At 49.7% G+C, this 20,305-nt stretch carries 19 protein-coding genes and 1 other RNA gene; 7 read left to right on the top strand and 13 right to left on the bottom strand.

The features are described 5' to 3' along the window. Positions 1-119: 119 nt before the first annotated feature. From OGW44_RS21535 to kbaZ, 12 genes are all read right to left on the bottom strand, one after another. Positions 120-839 (bottom strand): galactosamine-6-phosphate isomerase, encoded by a 720-nt coding sequence (locus tag OGW44_RS21535; protein WP_016157559.1) that lies wholly within the window; start codon positions 837-839, stop codon positions 120-122. 53 nt (positions 840-892) lie between these two features. Continuing rightward, positions 893-1,684, bottom strand: coding sequence for a PTS galactosamine transporter subunit IID (gene agaD / locus OGW44_RS21540; protein WP_047499692.1), 792 nt, complete (start codon positions 1,682-1,684; stop codon positions 893-895). Further along, the gene (agaC, locus tag OGW44_RS21545; RefSeq protein WP_016157557.1) at positions 1,674-2,474 is read right to left on the bottom strand and encodes a PTS galactosamine transporter subunit IIC; all 801 of its coding nucleotides are present in this window, start codon (positions 2,472-2,474) and stop codon (positions 1,674-1,676) included. Before agaC ends, agaD begins: the two co-directional genes overlap by 11 nt. A gap of 54 nt (positions 2,475-2,528) precedes the next feature. Then, positions 2,529-3,005 (bottom strand): PTS galactosamine transporter subunit IIB, encoded by a 477-nt coding sequence (gene agaB / locus OGW44_RS21550; RefSeq protein ID WP_016157556.1) that lies wholly within the window; start codon positions 3,003-3,005, stop codon positions 2,529-2,531. A gap of 185 nt (positions 3,006-3,190) precedes the next feature. Further along, entirely contained in the window at positions 3,191-4,066 is an 876-nt protein-coding gene (gene kbaY / locus OGW44_RS21555) for a tagatose-bisphosphate aldolase subunit KbaY (protein WP_016157555.1), read from the bottom strand. Positions 4,067-4,078: 12 nt separating this feature from the next. Continuing rightward, entirely contained in the window at positions 4,079-5,233 is a 1,155-nt protein-coding gene (locus OGW44_RS21560; protein WP_047413960.1) for an AgaS family sugar isomerase, read from the bottom strand. A gap of 306 nt (positions 5,234-5,539) precedes the next feature. Continuing rightward, entirely contained in the window at positions 5,540-6,673 is a 1,134-nt protein-coding gene (nagA, locus tag OGW44_RS21565; RefSeq protein WP_047413961.1) for an N-acetylglucosamine-6-phosphate deacetylase, read from the bottom strand. Next, a complete protein-coding gene (gene agaF, locus OGW44_RS21570; RefSeq protein ID WP_047413962.1) occupies positions 6,670-7,104 on the bottom strand; it encodes a PTS galactosamine/N-acetylgalactosamine transporter subunit IIA in 435 nt (144 codons plus the stop codon). The genes nagA and agaF overlap by 4 nt, the downstream gene beginning before the upstream one ends. Before the next feature lie 16 nt (positions 7,105-7,120). Continuing rightward, on the bottom strand, positions 7,121-7,999 hold the full coding sequence (gene agaE / locus OGW44_RS21575; protein ID WP_003024929.1) for a PTS N-acetylgalactosamine transporter subunit IID: 879 nt from the start codon (positions 7,997-7,999) through the stop codon (positions 7,121-7,123). Then, a complete protein-coding gene (gene agaW, locus OGW44_RS21580) occupies positions 7,989-8,768 on the bottom strand; it encodes a PTS N-acetylgalactosamine transporter subunit IIC (protein WP_003839998.1) in 780 nt (259 codons plus the stop codon). Before agaW ends, agaE begins: the two co-directional genes overlap by 11 nt. Positions 8,769-8,778: 10 nt before the next feature. Next, positions 8,779-9,252 carry a PTS N-acetylgalactosamine transporter subunit IIB gene (agaV, locus tag OGW44_RS21585; RefSeq protein WP_016157550.1) on the bottom strand — a complete coding sequence of 158 codons (474 nt, stop codon included), beginning with the start codon at positions 9,250-9,252 and terminating at the stop codon, positions 8,779-8,781. Positions 9,253-9,271: 19 nt separating this feature from the next. Then, complete coding sequence (kbaZ, locus tag OGW44_RS21590; protein ID WP_071600343.1) at positions 9,272-10,597, bottom strand: tagatose-bisphosphate aldolase subunit KbaZ; 1,326 nt, start codon at positions 10,595-10,597, stop codon at positions 9,272-9,274. A 219-nt stretch (positions 10,598-10,816) separates the two neighbouring features. On the opposite strand from kbaZ, the gene OGW44_RS21595 reads away from it, so the two are divergent. Beyond that, the gene (locus tag OGW44_RS21595; RefSeq protein WP_016157548.1) at positions 10,817-11,626 is read left to right on the top strand and encodes a DeoR family transcriptional regulator; all 810 of its coding nucleotides are present in this window, start codon (positions 10,817-10,819) and stop codon (positions 11,624-11,626) included. Positions 11,627-11,685: 59 nt separating this feature from the next. Here OGW44_RS21595 and garD read toward each other — a convergent pair whose 3' ends face one another. After that, positions 11,686-13,257 carry a galactarate dehydratase gene (gene garD, locus OGW44_RS21600; RefSeq protein ID WP_049042721.1) on the bottom strand — a complete coding sequence of 524 codons (1,572 nt, stop codon included), beginning with the start codon at positions 13,255-13,257 and terminating at the stop codon, positions 11,686-11,688. 403 nt (positions 13,258-13,660) lie between these two features. On the opposite strand from garD, the gene garP reads away from it, so the two are divergent. The 6 genes from garP (at position 13,661) to tdcA (ending at position 20,251) form a co-directional block, all read left to right on the top strand. Continuing rightward, the gene (gene garP / locus OGW44_RS21605) at positions 13,661-14,995 is read left to right on the top strand and encodes a galactarate/glucarate/glycerate transporter GarP (protein WP_003024898.1); all 1,335 of its coding nucleotides are present in this window, start codon (positions 13,661-13,663) and stop codon (positions 14,993-14,995) included. A 15-nt stretch (positions 14,996-15,010) separates the two neighbouring features. Then, positions 15,011-15,781, top strand: coding sequence for a 2-dehydro-3-deoxyglucarate aldolase (gene garL / locus OGW44_RS21610; protein ID WP_005131731.1), 771 nt, complete (start codon positions 15,011-15,013; stop codon positions 15,779-15,781). 30 nt (positions 15,782-15,811) lie between these two features. Beyond that, positions 15,812-16,702 carry a 2-hydroxy-3-oxopropionate reductase gene (gene garR, locus OGW44_RS21615; protein ID WP_016154635.1) on the top strand — a complete coding sequence of 297 codons (891 nt, stop codon included), beginning with the start codon at positions 15,812-15,814 and terminating at the stop codon, positions 16,700-16,702. A gap of 65 nt (positions 16,703-16,767) precedes the next feature. Next, positions 16,768-17,913: a glycerate 2-kinase gene (gene garK / locus OGW44_RS21620; RefSeq protein WP_032947182.1), complete on the top strand. Its 1,146-nt coding sequence runs from the start codon at positions 16,768-16,770 to the stop codon at positions 17,911-17,913. Positions 17,914-17,945: 32 nt separating this feature from the next. Further along, positions 17,946-18,322, top strand: an RNA gene (rnpB, locus tag OGW44_RS21625) — RNase P RNA component class A. A gap of 990 nt (positions 18,323-19,312) precedes the next feature. Then, complete coding sequence (gene tdcA, locus OGW44_RS21630; protein WP_003828596.1) at positions 19,313-20,251, top strand: transcriptional regulator TdcA; 939 nt, start codon at positions 19,313-19,315, stop codon at positions 20,249-20,251. Positions 20,252-20,305 lie beyond the last annotated feature (54 nt).

A 20,305-nucleotide genomic window follows, 5' to 3' on the forward strand; every position in this document is an offset into this window, starting at 1 on the left:
CCGGCTTGTCGGAAGAAATGTCGGAAGAAATGTCGGAAGAAATTGCTGAAAGCGTTGCAGTTAAAAGGCAAACTGCAACGCGTTGCTGCGTCAGGGGGATGTGGCGGTTGCTGTAAATTTTATTTATCAGGATATTGTGAGCCGTCAATCAGGCAACTGACATTGCGGTGCAACCATAAAAATGAAGCAGGAATAGTAGTAGTAACGGAGGCGGCTAGGTATTTTTCTACCGCATCGTGCTTCCCTTCACCTGCTATCAGCAACAAAATCTCTTTTGCATTCAGGATGTCTTTCAATCCCAGCGTAATGCCGTGAGTCACACGACTACCAGCTGTTTTTAACATGTCATGATGGCGCGTTTTCTCCTCAAGTACGCTGATATGGCAAAACGGCTCCAGGAGCTCTGTGGGTTCATTCAATCCCAAATGGCCATTTTTGCCTATTCCGAGCAGACATAAATCGAGGCCGCCTCGGCTGGCAATAATCTCTGTGATGCGCTCGCATTCCTGCTCGTTAACATTTTCAGATTGAAAACCAACCAACTGTTCAGCTCGTAAACCCAGCGGTTGAGCGATGTGTTGTTGCAGGAAAGATTCACACGTTGCAGGAGAGTTCAACGGAATACCGACCCACTCATCCAATTTCACGAAAACCACTCGATTAAAATCGATATTACGTTGGTTAATTTTCTCGACAAAGTAGCGATATGTGAGAAGGGGGGTGCCTCCTGTTGCCAGACAGATGGTTGCATCAGGTTTATTCTGTATCAGCGTAATTAACTGTTCGCTGGCGCGATCGCTCAATACGTCATAATTGTCGCAATACTGAATATATTGCATTTTTCGAGTCCTTTTGAAGTAGGGTGTTGCAGGCTGCTTCACCCTTATTTCGTTTAAAGTATGCCGAGTGCTGAAGAGATAATTGACAGTACAAACGTCACGCCGATTAACAGTACTGGATGTGCTTTTTTCACCCGCAACAGGTAGTACATCAGTAACGTGTAGCCCATCGGTAAAATATTCGGGAATACTTTATCGAAAAAATCCTGCTGTAATGCCACGCTGTGGGTACTGTCGATTGCAAAAGAAGTTACAACGTTAATGTGCACATAGGATGCGATAAGCCCGCCAATAACTGTGATCCCGAGGATCGTTGCTGAGCGGGCGATCATCTGCGAATTTTCTCGTACTTTGTCGATAGCTTTAACACCTACCGAGTAACCGACATGCGTCCAGCCGACGCGCAAGAAAAAGATCATCAAATAAACGGCGAAAAACAAAATTGGTCCCAGTATGTTTCCCTGGCTGGCGAAAGATGAACAGATCCCCGCCATAATAGGCAGTAAGGTGAACCAGAAAATGGCATCGCCGATCCCGGCGATAGGTCCAAATAGCGCCACTTTCAAGCCTTTAATTGTGTCGCGGTTTTCCCCCTTTTCTTCCATTGAGATCAATAATCCCATCAGAAAACCGACCAGATTAGGGTGGGTATTGATAAATTCTAAATGGTCTTTCATCGCCGCGCTTAGACCGGCTTTATCATCCTTATAAATTTTTTTTAGTACCGGGAGCATAGCCCAGGTAAAACCACCTGCCTGCATCCTTTCATAGTTAAAGCTGGCCTGAAGAAATGACGAGCGAAAGCCAAGGCGAGTAATGTCTTTTTTACTGATTTCAGATCCCATTGCTATAGTCCTCTTCTTCATTGTTTTTATTAGTGGCAAGTTGAGCCTGCTGTTTGGCTTTCGCATTGAAAAATTCATATACGGCGAAGCCTGCGCCCAATACGGCGACGGGCAGTAGGTTGTTAACCTGGATGTAGCAGACGAAGAGGAAGCCAGCAATCAGGTAAGGTATGTACTGTGCTTTGAACATCACGCGGAGCAACAAACCAAAACCAACAGCAGGCAAAATGCCCCCCGCCACTTCAAATCCATGTGTTAACCAGGCGGGCATGGCTTTTACCAGTGACTGCATAGCGCCCTGTGCCAGATACGTACACAGGAAGGCGATGATGGCGTATGAAGAAGCAACAATCAGTGTTGTCAGCCAGTTCAGACGCGTAAATGCGCTTGTGTTTGCTTCTCTCGCACAGTTATCGGCTTTTGCCATAAACAGAGAGAATGCTGAGTAAAAGAACAATATTACGTATTGCATTAGAAGGCTGAAGGGCAAACCAAGACCGATGGCTGTTTTGGCATCCACGCCGGTAGACCATGCGATAACAGTGGTCATTAAACCGGCCATTATTGGATTGGGTGGCTGTACGCCTCCTGCGGGGGTTAGGCCAGCAAAAGCCAACTCGGTCAAACCACCTGTTATTAGGCCAATATGAATATCACCCAGAATAGCGCCGGTTAAAGTACATACAATAATCGGTCTGAATAAAAACAAGGCTTCCAGCCAAAAGTCGATTCCAAGAAAGAAAACTAATGCAGCCAGGGATATACCCTGAATAAGGGTTATTTCATGCATATATATCACCTCAAGAAAATAAATCCTTTTATTATGAAAAAGTTGTTTAGCCTTTTAATCAGGAATCTGTTCTTTTTGATCTCCAGGGACATCCTGAATAAAAATATGAACACCCTGTTTTTTTATAAAATGCAGGTCATCAAGATCTTGTTCATTAACGTAAACTTTGCTGCTTATCTGTTTTTTGCCTTCAGAGAAATGCATGTTACCCACATTGACATCGTTCAGTTGAATACCTCCTTCGAGCAATCTTCTTACTGTTTGTGGCGTCCGACAAATAAGAAAGATTTTCTGATGTGGTGCGGCCTTACCGATAACGTTTATGGTTTTATCTATGGAAAAAAAGCGGATGCCAAAACCGTAAGTTTCAGCAGTGATGCTCATTAATTTCTGCTGAATCTCATCTTGAGCAACGTCATCATCAATAACGACCAACAAGTTAGCACCAATTGTGGATGTCCATGTGACGCCAACCTGTCCATGTACTAATCGGTTATCAATGCGGGTTAACAGAATTTTTGGACCACTCATATTTTAATCCTCACCATAAAAAGATTGAATTACATTGATTATTGAAATATATTATTATTGCAGTATCAAGTTTATGAATTTATTCAGCGTAATTTAAATGCTATATATCTCTATTATTCGAATAATGAGTGCTAACAGACATTATGCAGATAGCACTCAAGAATAAAAAAGAAATATAACGATAGTCACGATAATTCGCGGACAGCCATCAATTTGTTTGCTGAGCCGCATACATTAATTTTGCTACGCACCACTTCTTTCATCGCATCCATACCGACCCGCATATAATAACGGGGATCATTACCTTGTGGATTTTCCGCAAACCACGCTTTGACTGCATCGGCAAAGGCAATCTTCAGCTCGGTAGCAACGTTAACTTTGCACACACCAAGTTCGATCGTGCGGCGGACGTATTCGTCAGGGACATCGCTTGCGCCATGTAGTACCAGTGGAACGTCGACTACTTCACGAATTTCACCCAGCCGTTGGAAATCGATTTTAGGCGTTTTGGTGTAGAGGCCGTGAGCCGTACCAATGGCGACTGCAAGGCTGTCTACGCCGGTACGCTCAACAAACTGTTTGGCTTCTTGTGGATCGGTGAGGAAGGCGCTTTCGGCATCCACGCTCATGTCATCTTCAACACCGCCGAGGCGACCTAACTCTGCTTCGACGCTGCAATCTTTGGCATGGCAAAAATCTACGACGGATTTCACCAGCTTCACGTTTTCTTCAAACGGGAAATGGCTGCCGTCGATCATTGCGCTGCGTACTCCTGCATTTACTTTGCGGCGAATATCGTCCAGAGACTCATGATGATCGAGATGTAACGCCAGCGGCATGTCGTAGCTGGTGGAATAAGCGCTGCACAGTGCATAGATCTCTTCCAGTGCAATATGCTTAAAGGTACCTGGGGTTCCGGCGAGGATCACGGGCGATCGCATTTCATTGCATACTTCAAGGATCGCCTGGATCGTCTCGGCGTTGTGAATGTTGAAGGCGGGTACGGCGTAGCCTTTTTTTTGTGCATCCAGCAGGAGGTATTTTGTGGAAATAATGCTCATATAACGATCCTTTTAGGCGTTCCAGGGATGAATAACAACGCCCTGTACAACGCGGTTCACAGTGCCGCTGGCAGAAGGCGTATCCGGTGTATTGCCGATGTTAATGGATTGCGTCAAAGCAAAGACCTGGGCGTAGATCAGGAAGCAGAACGCTAATTCCATATCAATGAAAGAGCGTGCTGGCGGCAGCAGAATATGTGGGCCAGCTTCAATCACTTCATGGGTTTGTGCGGCAATTGCGACAACTCGTAGCGCCTGACGATCGCGGCGTAACTCTGCCAATAGATCGAGATCGTACTGACGTGTATAGGGGTGGCTGGAAACAAAAACCACTACCAGCGTTTCGTTATCAACCAGCGACTTTGGACCGTGACGAAAGCCGGTCGGGGAGTCATAAAATGCAGCCAGTTTACCCGCAGTCAGTTCCAGAACTTTCAGTGCCGATTCACGCGCAGCTCCCTGTAATCCACCGCTACCAAGGTAGACGATCCGTTTCCACGGATCATTGCCGAACACACCGTCGCTGAAATCGCCCAGTGAAATCAGGATCGCCTGGCACCGATCGGCTACGTCGCGGAAGGTCTGACTATTGATTTTCTCTGGGGCGAATACTGCCAGGCAACTGGCCATCATGGTGGTAATGCTGCTGGTCATGGCAAAACCACGGTCATGTGTCTCTGCGGGCATTAACAGAGCAAAGGCATTGTCGCTTGCGACTGCGTTTTGATACAGGCAACCAGCTTCGTTACAGGTGATTGGCAGGTGATAACACTCAGATACAAACTGATTAGCCAGTTCTACTGCAGCAACGCTTTCTGGGCTGTTACCTGAGCGAGCGAAAGAAACTAGCAGCAGTGGATGTGCGGGATTCAGATAATCCATCGGATTGGTGACCAGGTCAGTGGTCGGAACGGCAGTGATGTTTTTTCCGGTGTAGCTTGCCAGCCACGGGGCGATGATGTCGCCAATGAATGCTGAGGTCCCGGCCCCGGTTAGTACGATCCGCAGATCGTTTTTGCGCAACAATGGCGCAAGAAAGCTATCAATGGCGGATCGAATATTGTCGATATTGGTGAGAGAACGGATCCAACTGGCAGGTTGTTGACGGATCTCTTCTTCGGTCCAGGTGCCCGTTACCGCAGTAACAGGGGTATAGGTTTCTGGCATAACTTAAGTCCTTAGTCTTGTAAAATCCACATAAGACGCTGGCGAAAATATCGCTATCTTTCGTTTCGTTTCGTTTCACTTGCTCATATAATCTATTAATTAAAATCTATAGAAAAGAAATCGAAAGGTCAATAAGATGAAATGAAATAAAACGAAAATTGTGATCGTGAGAGCGAGGGATGTAATTATCTTATTGATCTATAAAGATAAGAGTTGTTGTAAGGTGGTTGAGTATTTCCTTAAGCGAAAGGAAAAGAAAGGCCTTGCGATCAAGGATCGCAGGCCAACACAAGACAAAATGAAAGGTCAAAGGGGGAGAGCCTGACCCTGAATCCAGATCTGTTGTAAATGCAGCCCGCTATTAAGCGCGATCGCGTCGGCACGTTTACCCACCGCTAACGATCCCAGTTGGCGATCGATTCCCAACAGACGTGCAGGGTGGAGAGAGGCCATATGAATTGCCTCTTCTGCCGTTATCCCGGTGAACTCGATCATATTTCGTACGGCTGCATCAACCGAGAGCGTGCTGCCAGCCAGGCCACCGGACGTGGTACGCACAATTCCGCTGCGCATTTCCACTTGCTCACCGCAGAGCGAATAGCGCCCGTCAGGCATTCCTGCAGCCTGCATGGCATCTGTGATCAGCACCAGTCTCTCTTTCGCGCAACAGCAGCACAGCTTCATGGCCGCCGGGTGGACATGGTGTCCGTCAGCGATAAGCTCCAGCCAGGCGCGAGGGTCGGTTAACCCTGCGCCAACCATACCGGGCTCCCGGTGATGTAAGCCAGTCATACCGTTATAGCAGTGAACCAATCCGTCAGCACCTGCATCAAAGGCCGCGCGGGTTTGTTCCCAGTTGGCTGCGCTGTGGCCCAGCATCACTCGGACGTTGCGCCGCTTCAGATATTCGATAGCCTGCAATGCGCCAGTTTTTTCTGGTGCCAGCGCAACGACGCGCAATGTGTGCTGGGAAACAGTAATCAGTTCAGCCAGTTCACTGAGCTCCAGTTCCCTGAAAAGCTCAGGCGGGTGCGCCCCTTTGTTCTGCGGCGTAAAATATGGGCCTTCAAGATAACTGCCCAGCACCTGTGCGCCAGGCCCGCCGCAATGGTAGCGACGGGCAATACGCTCCAGCGCACTGTGAATATCCGGTAGTGGAGCGGTGACGGTAGTGGGTAGCCAGTTGGCTACCCCTTCACGCGCTTTGTGCATCGCCAGTTTGTCGAGCGTATCCGGTGCCTCATCCATCACATCGACGCCTGCACCACCGTGTACGTGAGTATCAATGTAAGCTGGACAAAGCAGTTCAGCGTCGCGCTCCATAACACCGGACGGGATTGGCTCTATTGCTGCAATGATACCGTCTTTAATATGTAATTGATGATCATCCAGCCATCCCTGTTCGGTTAGTAGACGCCTGGCGCGCAATCGCTTTGTCATATCCCTTCCTCAACGGGGTTTTCCTCGCGACAGCGTCCCAGCTCGTCCACCAGACTGGTTAAACCCCTGTGTCCGCACTCCAACGCCTGCAAACGAAACGCTTCGCTGCTCAGGCCGTCGCGCTCCAGCACCATCTCCAGTAGCAGTTGTAGATTGGTACCGGTGATCACTTCAGTACCTTGCCTTTGCATGGCCAGCGTAGAAGCTACGCGAAATGGCGTCCCGCCCAACAGGTCTGTTAGAAACACGATGTCTTGCTGAGCATCCAGTTCACTCACCGCCTGTTCAAGTTGCGAGGTGAGTAAGGCTGTGGTTGAGGTTTCCGGAAAGTCGATGGCGATGAACTGAGTCTGTTCACCCAAAATCTGTTTCATCGCTTTTTCCATTCCGCTGGCAAACCCGCCATGGCCCGTCAAAATAATACCTAACATCTACAACCCCTTATATTTACAGGAAGTGACAGAACTTACCTACGACGCCAAGCACCACGGTAATGGCGATAAGACGAAGAGGACTCCAGCCACGACGGACCAGCCAGAACATAGTCAATGTGTAGACCAGCGGTAAAAATGCTGGCATCAATTTGTCTATAACGTCTGTTTGCAGTTTCACAACCGCGTCGCCAGCAGTAATTTCCAGCGTAGTGCTCAGGCGAACATAGGTAGCTACCAGCGCGCCGATCACCGTCATCCCAACGATGGATGCAGCATGTCCAACCTTTTTGGTGTTAGCTTTTATTAGCGGGATGGCAGCAACGCCCATTCGATATGCATAGTGTGCTAGCCCAAAGCGCAGACCAAGATGAACCACGTTAAACATAACAATAAAGACAACTGCGCCAAGAATAGAACCTTGCAGCGCCAGACTGGCCCCGATACCACCGCAAATAGGCAATAACGTTAACCAGAACATGGCATCACCAATACCGCCAAGTGGAGCACCTACAGCAATCTTGGTGCTTTGAATACTGTTGACATCCTGCTTGGAGCGTTCCATCGCAAGGATAATCCCGATAACAAACGTGACCAGGAACGGGTGCGTGTTGAAGAAGCCCATATGGCCTTTCATCGAACGCGCTAGATCGCGCTTGTTGGTATGGATCTTTTTCAGTGCAGGTAACAGGCCGTACAACCATCCTGATGCCTGCATACGTTCGTAGTTAAAAGAGGCTTGTAATAACATTGAACGCCAGGCAACACGGTTGATATCTTTTTTCGTCAGCTCAGCACCTATATTCTGGTCTTCGTAGACGTTTTCATTGGTGCCGGACAGCAGCGTTTCTTCGGTTTCGGAAACGTTCGGCAGAGCCGTTTGATTAGATGCCATCTTCGAATTCCTCTTTTTGTGCTGCGGGAGCTGTAGGTTCAGGTGATTTACGCAGAAAATCGATCAGCGCCATTGCCAGTGCTGCTGCTGCGATCGCCAGAACAGGGAGTTTGAGCCAGGCTGCGGCTACAAAACCCAGGATAAAGTAGGGGATATAGACGTTTTTCATCATGATTTTCAGCAGTACGGCGAAGCCGATAGCTGGCATGATGCCGCCTGCCACGCCGAGGCCGTCAATCAGACGAGTCGGCAGAACATCTATAGCGGTTTTGGCATGTTCCGCACCAAAGTAAATCGGCAGGAACGCGCATAAAAAATAGAAGGTCCCCAGCGCCAGCAACGCCAAATAGTTGACCCGCTCAATTCCTGCGGTATCGGCATTTGCTGCCATGCGATCGCACCGAGCCATCACCCCTGACATCACAGAGAACAGGAAGGTAATCCCCATCTGTACCGCTACGGCGAACGGTACCGCCACTCCTACGGCAACTTCGGGTTTTACTCCTGTCGTTATGGCAAACGTGGTTCCCACGATAGTGCCGATAATCACGTTTGGCGGCTGAGCCCCAGCCAGCGGGGCCAGGCCCATCCACACCAGTTCCAGCGTACCACCTGTCAAAATACCGGTATGCAGATCGCCCAGAATCAGGCCGACCAGCGGCCCGAGAACAACCGGGCGGTGCATGTGCGTTAACCCGTTGAACATATCCAGGCCTGCAATAAAGGCGAGAATACCCAACGCAAAAGCCTGCAACAGACTAATTTCCATTGTGAATACCTCAGAGAAGTTTATAGAGGTCCTGGGCGGCTTCTGTTGGAACGCCCTGAACGAAGCACTCCACCCCAGCGGCTTTTAGCCCGTTGAACGCCGTAATATCGGCAGCGTCTACAGAAACCGTTTTGGCGATTTGTTGCTTGCCGTTGGCATAGTGCATATTGCCAACGTTGATACGGTTAACAGGAACACCGCCTTCAACCAGACGGAAGAAATCCGCAGGCGATTTGCAAACCAGCAGAATTTTCTGGCGATCGGCGGCACGGTGAATATTGTCGATCACTTTTTGTAGTGACCAGAAGCGTACGGCGATCCCTTCTGCCAGTACCATTTCCATCAGGTTTTGCTGTACTGGGTCTTCAGCCACTTCATCATTAGCGACCAGCACCAGATTTGCCCCCGCAAATCCGACCCATTGCACACCAACCTGACCGTGAATCAGACGTTCATCAATGCGACTTAATACAATGTTTGGCATGGTATTTTTCTCTTTTTTGTTATTCGTTACGATCTGGCGCACCCAGGCAGGCGCAGTGATATTGCTGCAGTATGTCCTGAATATGGTTAATGATGAGTTCTCGCGGTGTGGCGCTGAGATCTCCCCCGCGCACTTTTACGTACTGCAAGGGTAAATACTGGCTAATTAGCGGCAGTGGAATGGGGTCATCCGCCAGATTACGCACCAGACGTTCGAATGCTTCATCAATCTGGTTGTCCGGCCAGTAGTAACGAACCCGATCGGAGTAGCTATAACCGCGGGCCAAACGGCGCGCGTTTCCATCGCCGTGATAGTGGCTCTGCCAGTATTCTGGTCGATCAAGCATCACGCTTTCCAGCACATGTCGCAGGCCTGAACTGGCTTTTGCTGGCAGCAATTCTTCTTCAATAGCGGCTAACGAAAACAGTGCTTCACGTAGGGCAAAGGTCAGCGCGGGTCCCACTTTCAGAATGGCGAAGTGATCTATCACCAGTTGGCGCAAGGACTGTGGCGTTTGGTAATCGGTAGAATGCGCTTCAAAAACCAGCGTGTCGTAGTCTTCCACCATTTTGCTGAGTGCCACGGCTTTCTGCGGTTGATAATCAATGATGTGTGTGTGGTCGAATTCAACGCCAGGTTGTACCACCAGGGCGATAATACGCGGCCAGATACCTTCCAGCCCGCGCTTTTCAAAGGCGTGATAATGGGCCTGTAACGTTGCACGTGCGGCATCCGGCGTTGTTACCGCCAGTTCGGTTAACGCTTCGTGAGCGCCACCAGGAACCGGAACTTCTGTGCCGATCACATAGACCAGGTCAGACTCACCAAAATGTGCCATACAGGTTTCTTCGGCTACTTTTGCCAGGCGTGCGGCGCGCTCGGCGACGATTTCATCAGTCAGGGGAACCGGGTCGTTAGTACACGACATGCTGCAATCGAGGTGGATCTTTTTAAAGCCTGCGGCGACATAGCTCTTGATCAGATCGTCAGCGTTGGCCATTGCCTCTTCTGCTGGCAGATTTTGCCAACGGTTTGGCCCAAGATGGTCCCCGCCGAAAATCAGCATATCCTGAGAAAAATTAAGCGAGTCGGCTAAACGGCAGACAAAACTGCGAAAATCGGCTGGTGTCATACCCGTATAGCCGCCAAACTGGTCAACCTGATTAGAGGTTGCTTCGATCAACAGCGGTGTATGATTGGCATGGGCGTAGCGTATTGCGGCTTCCAGTACGATTGGATGTGCGGAACAAACGGCATAAATCCCGTTTGCCTTCCCCCATTTATGCTGCTCGACCATTTTAGTTAGATGTTTCACTTTCCTCTCCAGGTCAGATAACTGCGACATCATTCTTTCGTTTTGTTTCATTTAATACTGCATCATGGTGGTATAAAAATAAAACGAAAGATAATGGTTTTCCGATCTGTTTCACAAAAGAAACGCAATGAAAGGTTTCAGCGTAAGTCTGTCTGGCTCTTACCCGTTTACGGGGCTTGCATTCACGTAAAAGAAAGGCGTTAATAGAAAAAACGAAATAAAACGAAAGATTCAACTAAAGGATTTCATATGAGTAACACCGAGTCCTCTGCAGACAAGCGCGTTATCGGCACTAGCGAAAGACGTGAGCAGATCATCCAGCGATTACGGCAGCAGGGAAGCGTTCAGGTTAACGATCTTTCTTTATTTTTTGGCGTCTCCACGGTCACTATTCGTAACGACCTCGCCTTTCTGGAAAAGCAGGGGATTGCGGTACGCGCCTATGGTGGAGCACTGATTTGCGAAAGCAATGCGCTTGTTGTGGAGCCTTCTGTTGAAGATAAGAGCTCACTCAATACGGCGGTAAAACGCAGTATTGCCAGAGCCGCCGCGGAGTTGATCAAACCGGGGCACCGCGTGATTCTCGACTCCGGTACCACGACGTATGAAATTGCCCGCCTGATGCGCCAGCAAACCAACGTCATTGCTATGACTAACGGTATGAATGTCGCCAATGCGTTACTGGAAGCCGAAGGGGTTGAGCTGCTGATGACCGGCGGCCATTTGCGTCGTCAGTCGCAATCATTTTATGGCGATCAGGCAGAGCAATCGCTACAAAATTATCACTTCGACATGCTGTTTCTTGGCGTTGATGCCATCGATTTAGAGCGTGGTGTTAGCACACACAACGAAGATGAAGCGCGTCTCAACCGTCGGATGTGTGAAGTGGCTGAGCGTATCATTGTCGTTACTGACTCGACGAAGTTTAACCGCTCCAGCCTGCATAAGATCATTGATACCCAGCGGATTGATATGATTATTGTTGATGAAGGTATTCCAGAGGATAGTCTGGAAGGTTTACGTAAACATGGGATTGAGGTTGTTCTGGTGAGTATCTGATAAAAAAGTCGGGAAGTTTGCGAACTCCCCGACCTGTAATCGAATTTAGCTTTCAGGAATCAGGTCACTGGCGCCGGGTTAAACACCGCCAGTTGGTTATGCAGTCCCCATTGATCCGAGAAGGTTTTCTTACGCCCGCTGGCGACGTCGAGAATAAACTCGAACAGTTTCAGACCCACGTCTTCAATGGTTTCTTCGCCGGTGGCGATGGTGCCTGCGTTGATGTCCATCAGGTCAAACCAACGGTTGGCCAGCTCGGTACGGGTCGCCATTTTTATCACCGGCACGGCCATCAGGCCGTACGGCGTACCGCGTCCGGTGGTGAACACCTGCACGGTGATCCCGGAAGCGACCTGCTGCGTACCGCAGACAAAATCACTGGCGGGTGTAGCCGCGTAAATCAGGCCGCGTTTGGTTGGGCGTTGGCCCGGCGACAAGACTTCGACAATCGCGCTCTTGCCAGACTTGGCAATAGAACCCAGCGCTTTTTCCACCACGTTTGCCAGACCGCCTTTCTTGTTGCCTGGAGAAGGGTTGGCGCTGCGATCCGTTTTGCCCATATCAAGGTAGTTATCGTACCAGGCCATCTCTTCAAGCAGGCGTTTACCTACTTCTTCGTTAATCGCACGTGGGGTCAGAAGATGGATGGCATCGCGCACTTCGGTAACCTCAGAGAACATTACGGTGGCGCCGCAGCGTACTAACAGGTCGGAGGCATAACCGACCGCCGGGTTGGCCGTCACGCCTGAAAACGCATCGCTGCCGCCGCACTGCATGCCGACCACCAGTTCTGACGCCGGGCAGGTTTCACGCTGGCGTTGATTGAGTTTTGCCAGATGGTGTTCGGCCACCTGCAAAATATCGGCAACCATCGATTGAAAGCCAACGTGTTTTTCATCCTGCAGGCTGACGATGCTCGCGCTTTCGACCGGAATACTTTTCACGTCGTGCGTGCCTTCCAGCAGGCGCTCTGGCTGCAGTTTTTCGCAGCCGAGGCCAATGACCATCACTTCACCGCCAAAGTTCGGGTTTAGCGCAATATTGTGAATGGTACGAATCGGCACGATGGCGGCTGGGGCATTAATCGCCACGCCGCAGCCGTACAGATGATTGAGTCCGACCACGCCGTCAACGTTCGGGTATTTGGGCAGCAGATCGCGCTCAATGATTTTCACCACATAATCCACCACGCCCGCCACGCAGTGCACGCTGGTGGAAATACCGAGCAGATTCTTGGTGCCGACACTACCGTCCGCATTGCGATAACCTTCGAAGGTGTAACCTTCAAGAGGCGGCAGCGGCTCTGGCACTTTGGTTGCCAGCGGCAGCGTCTCCAGCGGCGGGGCCTTGGGTAGCTCAACCATTGATTCATCAATCCAACTGCCGCGTGGGATATCGCGAACGGCATAGCCTATCACTTCGCCATAACGCACGATTTCGCCGCGAACAGGAATATCCAAGAGCGCCACTTTATGTCCCTGGGGAATATGTTCAATGAGTTCCAGTCCGTCTGGAAAACGCGTCCCAGCTTTCAGACCATTGTCATTGACAATTATCGCCACATTATCTGTTTCGTGAACTTTAATATAAAACGCCGTTGGCGATTCTTGTCTGATTTCGATGTCGGCCATTGTCCAGTATTCTCCAACAAGGTGGTGATAATAGTGTGGATATTTATATTTTGAATCTAATTATAAGTAATAAAGATTCGGTATCGTGAAATAAGAATGTCAGGAGTTTATCGCCAAGAATGTGATGATGATCACTTAAACTCAGCAAGGCCGCCCCACCAGGGGTAGCAATACGTAAATGTGTGCATTAGCGCCCATGTATGTGTGCATATGCCCAAAACATTATTTTAATGATGCATGTTTAATGAGCGCTTGCACAATGATTAACGTTGCGCTGCTGATTATACTAAATCACGGTTTCATAGCGTCTGATAAATTATTATGCGTTCTTATTATCAGTAATTTATCACCAGGAATATCTACCCAATAATAATAAAAATTTAATGTACCCGAGGTAATTAGAATGATTCTGGATACAGTTGTCGAGAAAAAGAAAGGCACGCACACCCGTTACTTAATATTGCTGATAATATTTATCGTTACAGCCGTTAACTATGCGGACCGTGCAACGCTGTCAATTGCCGGCACGGAAGTGGCGAAAGAGTTACAGCTCAGTGCCATCTCAATGGGGTACATTTTCTCCGCTTTCGGCTGGGCTTACCTGTTAATGCAAATCCCCGGCGGCTGGCTGCTGGATAAGTTCGGTTCAAAGAAAGTCTATACCTACAGCCTGTTCTTCTGGTCGCTGTTTACCTTCCTGCAGGGCTTTGTCGACATGTTCCCGCTGGCCTGGGCGGGTATTTCAATGTTCATCATGCGCTTTATGCTGGGCTTCTCGGAAGCGCCGTCCTTCCCGGCGAATGCCCGTATCGTGGCGGCCTGGTTCCCGACGAAAGAGCGCGGTACGGCGTCCGCAATTTTTAACTCCGCACAGTATTTCTCTCTGGCGCTGTTTTCGCCGCTGCTGGGCTGGCTGACCTTCGCCTGGGGCTGGGAACACGTCTTTACCGTGATGGGCGTGATTGGTTTTGTGCTCACCGGACTGTGGGTAAAGTTTATTCATAACCCAACCGATCACCCGCGTATGTCGCAAGAAGAGCTGAAGTTTATCTCTGAAAACGGCGCGGTCGTGGATATGGACCATAAAAAGCCGGGTGATGTGAAGTCAGGCGGTCCTAAATTGCATTATATCAAGCAGTTGCTCACTAACCGTATGATGCTCGGCGTGTTCTTCGGACAGTATTTTATCAACACAATTACCTGGTTTTTCCTCACCTGGTTCCCGATTTACCTGGTACAGGAAAAAGGCATGTCGATCCTGAAAGTGGGCCTGGTGGCTTCGATTCCTGCGCTGTGCGGATTTGCCGGTGGCGTACTCGGCGGCGTGTTCTCTGATTATCTGATTAAACGTGGCTTCAGCATCACTCTGGCACGTAAGCTGCCGATTGTGCTCGGAATGCTGCTCGCCTCGACCATTATTCTGTGTAACTACACCGATAACACCACCCTGGTGGTGGCACTGATGGCGCTGGCGTTCTTCGGTAAAGGCTTCGGAGCGCTGGGGTGGCCGGTGATTTCCGATACTGCGCCGAAAGAGATTGTCGGTCTGTGCGGTGGGGTATTTAACGTATTTGGCAATGTGGCTTCCATCGTCACCCCGCTGGTGATTGGGTATCTGGTGAGCGAGCTGCACTCATTTAATGCTGCGCTGATGTTTGTAGGGTGCTCGGCGCTGATGGCAATGGTTTGCTACCTGTTTATTGTCGGTGACATTAAACGTATGGAATTGCAGAAATAAACAAAGGTGTAAGCGATGAATAACACGATTTTTCCGAATAAGTTTAAAGCGGCTCTCGCGGCGCAACAGATTCAGATTGGCTGCTGGTCTGCATTAGCCAGCCCAATCAGTACCGAAGTTTTAGGCCTGGCGGGTTTTGACTGGCTGGTGCTGGACGGCGAACACGCGCCGAACGACATATCGACGTTTATCCCGCAATTGATGGCGCTGAAAGGCAGCGCCAGCGCGCCGGTAGTGCGCGTACCGACCAACGAGCCGGTAATTATCAAACGCCTGCTGGATATCGGATTTTACAACTTCCTGATCCCGTTCGTGGAGACGGAAGAAGAGGCGGTGAACGCCGTGGCGTCGACCCGCTATCCGCCGGAAGGTATTCGCGGCGTGTCCGTATCCCATCGCGCCAATATGTTTGGCACCGTACCGGACTATTTTGCGCAGTCGAATAAGAACATCACCATCATCGTGCAGATCGAAAGTCAACAGGGCGTTGATAACGTTGACGCAATCGCGGCGACAGAAGGCGTCGACGGGGTCTTCGTCGGCCCAAGCGATCTGGCTGCGGCGTTAGGCCACCTCGGCAATGCGTCACATCCTGATGTGCAGAAAGCTATCCAGCACATTTTTGCCCGCGCGAAAGCACACGGCAAACCAAGCGGCATTCTGGCCCCGGTAGAGGCGGATGCGCGTCGTTATCTGGAGTGGGGCGCGACGTTTGTTGCCGTTGGCAGCGATCTTGGCGTGTTCCGTTCAGCCACGCAAAAATTGGCTGATTCTTTTAAGAAATAACCACCCTCGACAGTAGAGAGAGATAAAGACATGACAATGAAAGTTGGTTTTATTGGCCTCGGTATTATGGGTAAACCAATGAGTAAAAACCTCCTCAAGGCAGGTTACTCGCTGGTGGTTGCTGACCGTAACCCGGAATCCATTGCGGAAGTAATTGCCGCAGGCGCAGAAACCGCCGCTACGGCGAAAGATATTGCCGAGCAGTGCGATGTGATCATCACCATGCTGCCGAATTCTCCGCATGTGAAAGAAGTGGCGCTGGGAGAGGGCGGCATTATTGAAGGGGCGAAACCGGGGACAGTGCTGATCGACATGAGCTCCATCGCGCCGTTAGCCAGCCGTGAAATCAGCGACGCGCTGAAAGCGAAAGGCGTGGATATGCTGGACGCGCCGGTAAGCGGTGGCGAACCGAAAGCCATCGACGGTACTTTGTCGGTGATGGTTGGCGGTGATAAAGCGATTTTTGACAAATATTACGATCTGATGAAGGCGATGGCAGGTTCCGTGGTACATACCGGTGATATCGGCGCAGGTAACGTCACCAAGCTGGCGAATCAGGTGATTGTGGCGCTGAACATTGCGGCGATGTCGGAAGCGCTGACGCTGGCGACCAAAGCGGGCGTAAACCCGGATCTGGTGTATCAGGCGATCCGTGGTGGGCTGGCGGGAAGCACCGTACTGGATGCGAAAGCGCCGATGGTTATGGACAGAAACTTTAAGCCGGGTTTCCGTATCGACCTGCATATTAAAGATCTGGCGAACGCGCTGGATACCTCTCATGGCGTTGGCGCTCAGTTACCGCTGACTGCTGCAGTCATGGAGATGATGCAGGCGCTACGCGCTGATGGGCTGGGCACCGCCGATCATAGCGCACTCGCATGCTACTACGAAAAACTGGCGAAAGTGGAAGTCACTCGCTAACAAGAAGGGCGCGGATGCGCGCCCTGTATTTCTTGCCTTGCGCGGCACTGTCAGGCTACATAACTATGAAAATCGTAATTGCCCCAGACTCTTATAAAGAAAGCCTTTCTGCCACCGAGGTAGCTCAGGCAATAGAAAAAGGATTTCGGGAAATTTTCCCCGATGCGCAATATGTTTCTGTCCCGGTTGCCGATGGCGGTGAAGGAACGGTCGAAGCCATGATTGCCGCTACGCAGGGGAGTGAACATTCAGCGTGGGTGACAGGGCCGCTGGGCGAAAAAGTGAATGCCTGCTGGGGCATGTCTGGAGATGGTAAAACCGCGTTTATCGAAATGGCGGCAGCCAGCGGTCTGGCGTTAGTTCCTCCTGAAAAGCGTAACCCGTTAGTCACCACGTCGCGTGGCACCGGGGAGTTGATTTTGCAGGCGCTGGATAGCGGTGCGCAGAGCATCATTATTGGTATTGGCGGCAGTGCGACCAACGATGGCGGCGCGGGTATGGTGCAGGCTCTGGGGGCGAAACTCTGCGACGCCAACGGGACAGAGATTGGCAACGGTGGTGGAAGCCTGGAGAGTTTGAACACCATCGATATAACGGGCCTGGATCCGCGCTTAAAAACCTGCTCAATTCGCGTGGCCTGCGATGTGACCAATCCACTTACCGGCGATACTGGCGCTTCGCGCATTTTTGGCCCGCAGAAAGGGGCGACGGAAGAACGCATTATCGAACTGGACCGCAATCTGTCTCACTATGCCGACATCATTAAAAAATCGCTGCGGGTTGATGTGAAAAACGTTCCTGGCTCAGGTGCGGCAGGCGGAATGGGCGCCGCGTTAATGGCTTTTTTAGGTGCGGAGCTGCGCAGTGGTATTGAGATTGTGACCCAGGCGCTCAATCTGGAAGAGCATATTCATGACTGTACGCTGGTGGTGACCGGAGAAGGGCGGATTGACAGCCAGAGCATTCACGGCAAAGTGCCGGTGGGTGTGGCGAATGTCGCGAAGAAGTACCACAAGCCGGTAATTGGTATTGGCGGCAGCCTGACGCGCGATGTGGAGGTGGTGCATCAATATGGTATCGATGCGGTGTTTAGCGTATTAACCACCATCAGCACGCTGGAAGAGGCCTTTCGTGGGGCATTTGATAATATTTATCGCGCTTCAAGAAACATCGCCGCCACGTTGGCGATAGGAATGCGCAGTGCGGGGTGACAATGCCCCGCAAACCCTCTATACTGCGCGCCGAAGCTGACCAGACAGTCGCCGCTTCGTCGTCGTCCTCTTCGGGGGAGACGGGCGGAGGGGAGGAAAGTCCGGGCTCCATAGGGCAGGGTGCCAGGTAACGCCTGGGGGGGAAACCCACGACCAGTGCAACAGAGAGCAAACCGCCGATGGCCCACGCAAGTGGGATCAGGTAAGGGTGAAAGGGTGCGGTAAGAGCGCACCGCGCGGCTGGTAACAGTCCGTGGCACGGTAAACTCCACCCGGAGCAAGGCCAAATAGGGGTTCACAAGGTACGGCCCGTACTGAACCCGGGTAGGCTGCTTGAGCCAGTGAGCGATTGCTGGCCTAGATGAATGACTGTCCACGACAGAACCCGGCTTATCGGTCAGCTTCACCTCCTTATAAAACCCCGCTTCGGCGGGGTTTTTGCTTTGTAGGCAGACTGTCCACGACGCTATACTCAAAAGAACGCGGCTTATCGGTCAGCTTCACCTCTTTATAAAAAACCCGCTTCGGCGAGGTTTTTTGCTTTATAGGCAGACTGTCCACGACGCTATGCTCAAAAGAACTCGGCTTATCGGTCAACTTCACTCTTTATAAAAACCCCGCTTCGGCGAGGTTTTTTGCTTTATAGACTGGATAAGACGTTTACACTGCCATCCGGCAGACGTTTTTCCTGTCGTGTTGTAGTTGGTTCACCACGAATCAGGCCTTTATTTCCCATTCATCTCATCGTTATTTGACCTTTATTTACGCGCTGAACTTCTTTTATCTGAGGGAATGTCTTGCGGGATATTTCATTTTTTGTGATGACTAGCACAAAACGCTGCGCGATACGTTTTTATCGAGAATAATCGAACGCAATCGATCGCCATCACAAAATTACTGGCTGATAAATTGTACAAAACTACTGTTAATGCAATGTTGCATGTGATGATTATTTGTATGTTTTGGTTTAAATATTAATAAATGCAATGTTTCTTTACAAACAAATAAGGCTAAAAAACGTGATGCGTAACGTTATTTGACCACTATAAACGATAAAATATAATTATATTTGATAAGTTGCTTATTAAATTTAAGCGCTGTTTTGCCTGGTAATTACTCTGTAATTGATTGAAATATAGCCTTTCGTGGTTTTAAGAAATAGCAGGAGAAATGGTGTTGTTATAGCCATAAAAAATCGTTATCCCCCCATCTTTTTTTGATTAAAGTCAGGATAAAGTGAGATCGATATTTCATATCTATATGATTATTAAGTGATTTCAATTTAAATAATAGTCTTACAAAATGTAAGTCAAGGGGATTTGTGAGTGGTAGCACATATCCTCGTTCGCTTAATTTGGTACACTTCCTGCCGTCAACAAAGTAATTAGCGCAGGTCGATATGAATACTATTACACTCCCTAAAACACAGCACTTAGTGGTCTTTCAGGAAGTCATTAGAAGTGGTTCTATCGGCTCAGCTGCAAAAGAATTAGGTTTAACTCAACCGGCTGTCAGCAAAATCATTAATGATGTAGAAGCTTATTTCGGTATTGAGTTAGTCGTACGCAAAAATACTGGTGTGACTTTAACTCAGGCAGGTCAGGTTATGCTCTCATGGTCTGAATCTATTACCCGTGAAATGAAGAACATGGTTGATGAGATGAACAGCATGACGAGCAATGCGGTCGTTGATGTGTCGTTTGGCTTTCCTTCACTGATTGCCTTCACCATCATGTCCGGCATGATTAAAAAATTCAAAGAAGTGTTCCCGAAAGCGCAGGTTTCCATGTATGAAGCTCAGCTCTCCTCGTTCTTACCTGCGATTCGTGACGGGCGTCTGGACTTCGCGATCGGTACGCTGAGTGATGAGATGAAACTGCACGATCTGCATGTTGAACCGCTCTTTGAGTCAGACTTCATCCTGGTTGCCAGCAAGTCCCGAACATGCACCGGCATCACCTCGCTGAGCGCGTTGAAAAACGAACAGTGGGTGTTGCCACAAACGAATATGGGGTACTACAGTGAACTTCTAACCACGTTACAAAATAATGGCATCAGCAGTGAAAACATCGTTAAAACAGACTCCGTCGTTACGATTTATAATCTTGTTCTCAATGCTGATTTCTTAACAGTAATTCCCTGCGATATGACCACACCATTTGGCTCAAACCAGTTTATTACTATCCCGGTAGAAGAAACCTTACCCGTCGCGCGTTATGCCGCCGTATGGTCGAAAAATTATCGAATTAAAAAAGCAGCATCTATTTTGGTGGAATTAGCCAAAGAGTATTCATCATATAATTGTCGGAGACGAAGGCAATTAATTGAAATTGATTAAAGATTGAATTTGTTTTAACACGAAATCAACGCCATCTGTCTATATCTGACAATG

The organism is Citrobacter sp. Cb023, from assembly GCF_030336805.1.
Taxonomy (GTDB): Bacteria; Pseudomonadota; Gammaproteobacteria; order Enterobacterales; family Enterobacteriaceae; genus Citrobacter; species Citrobacter braakii.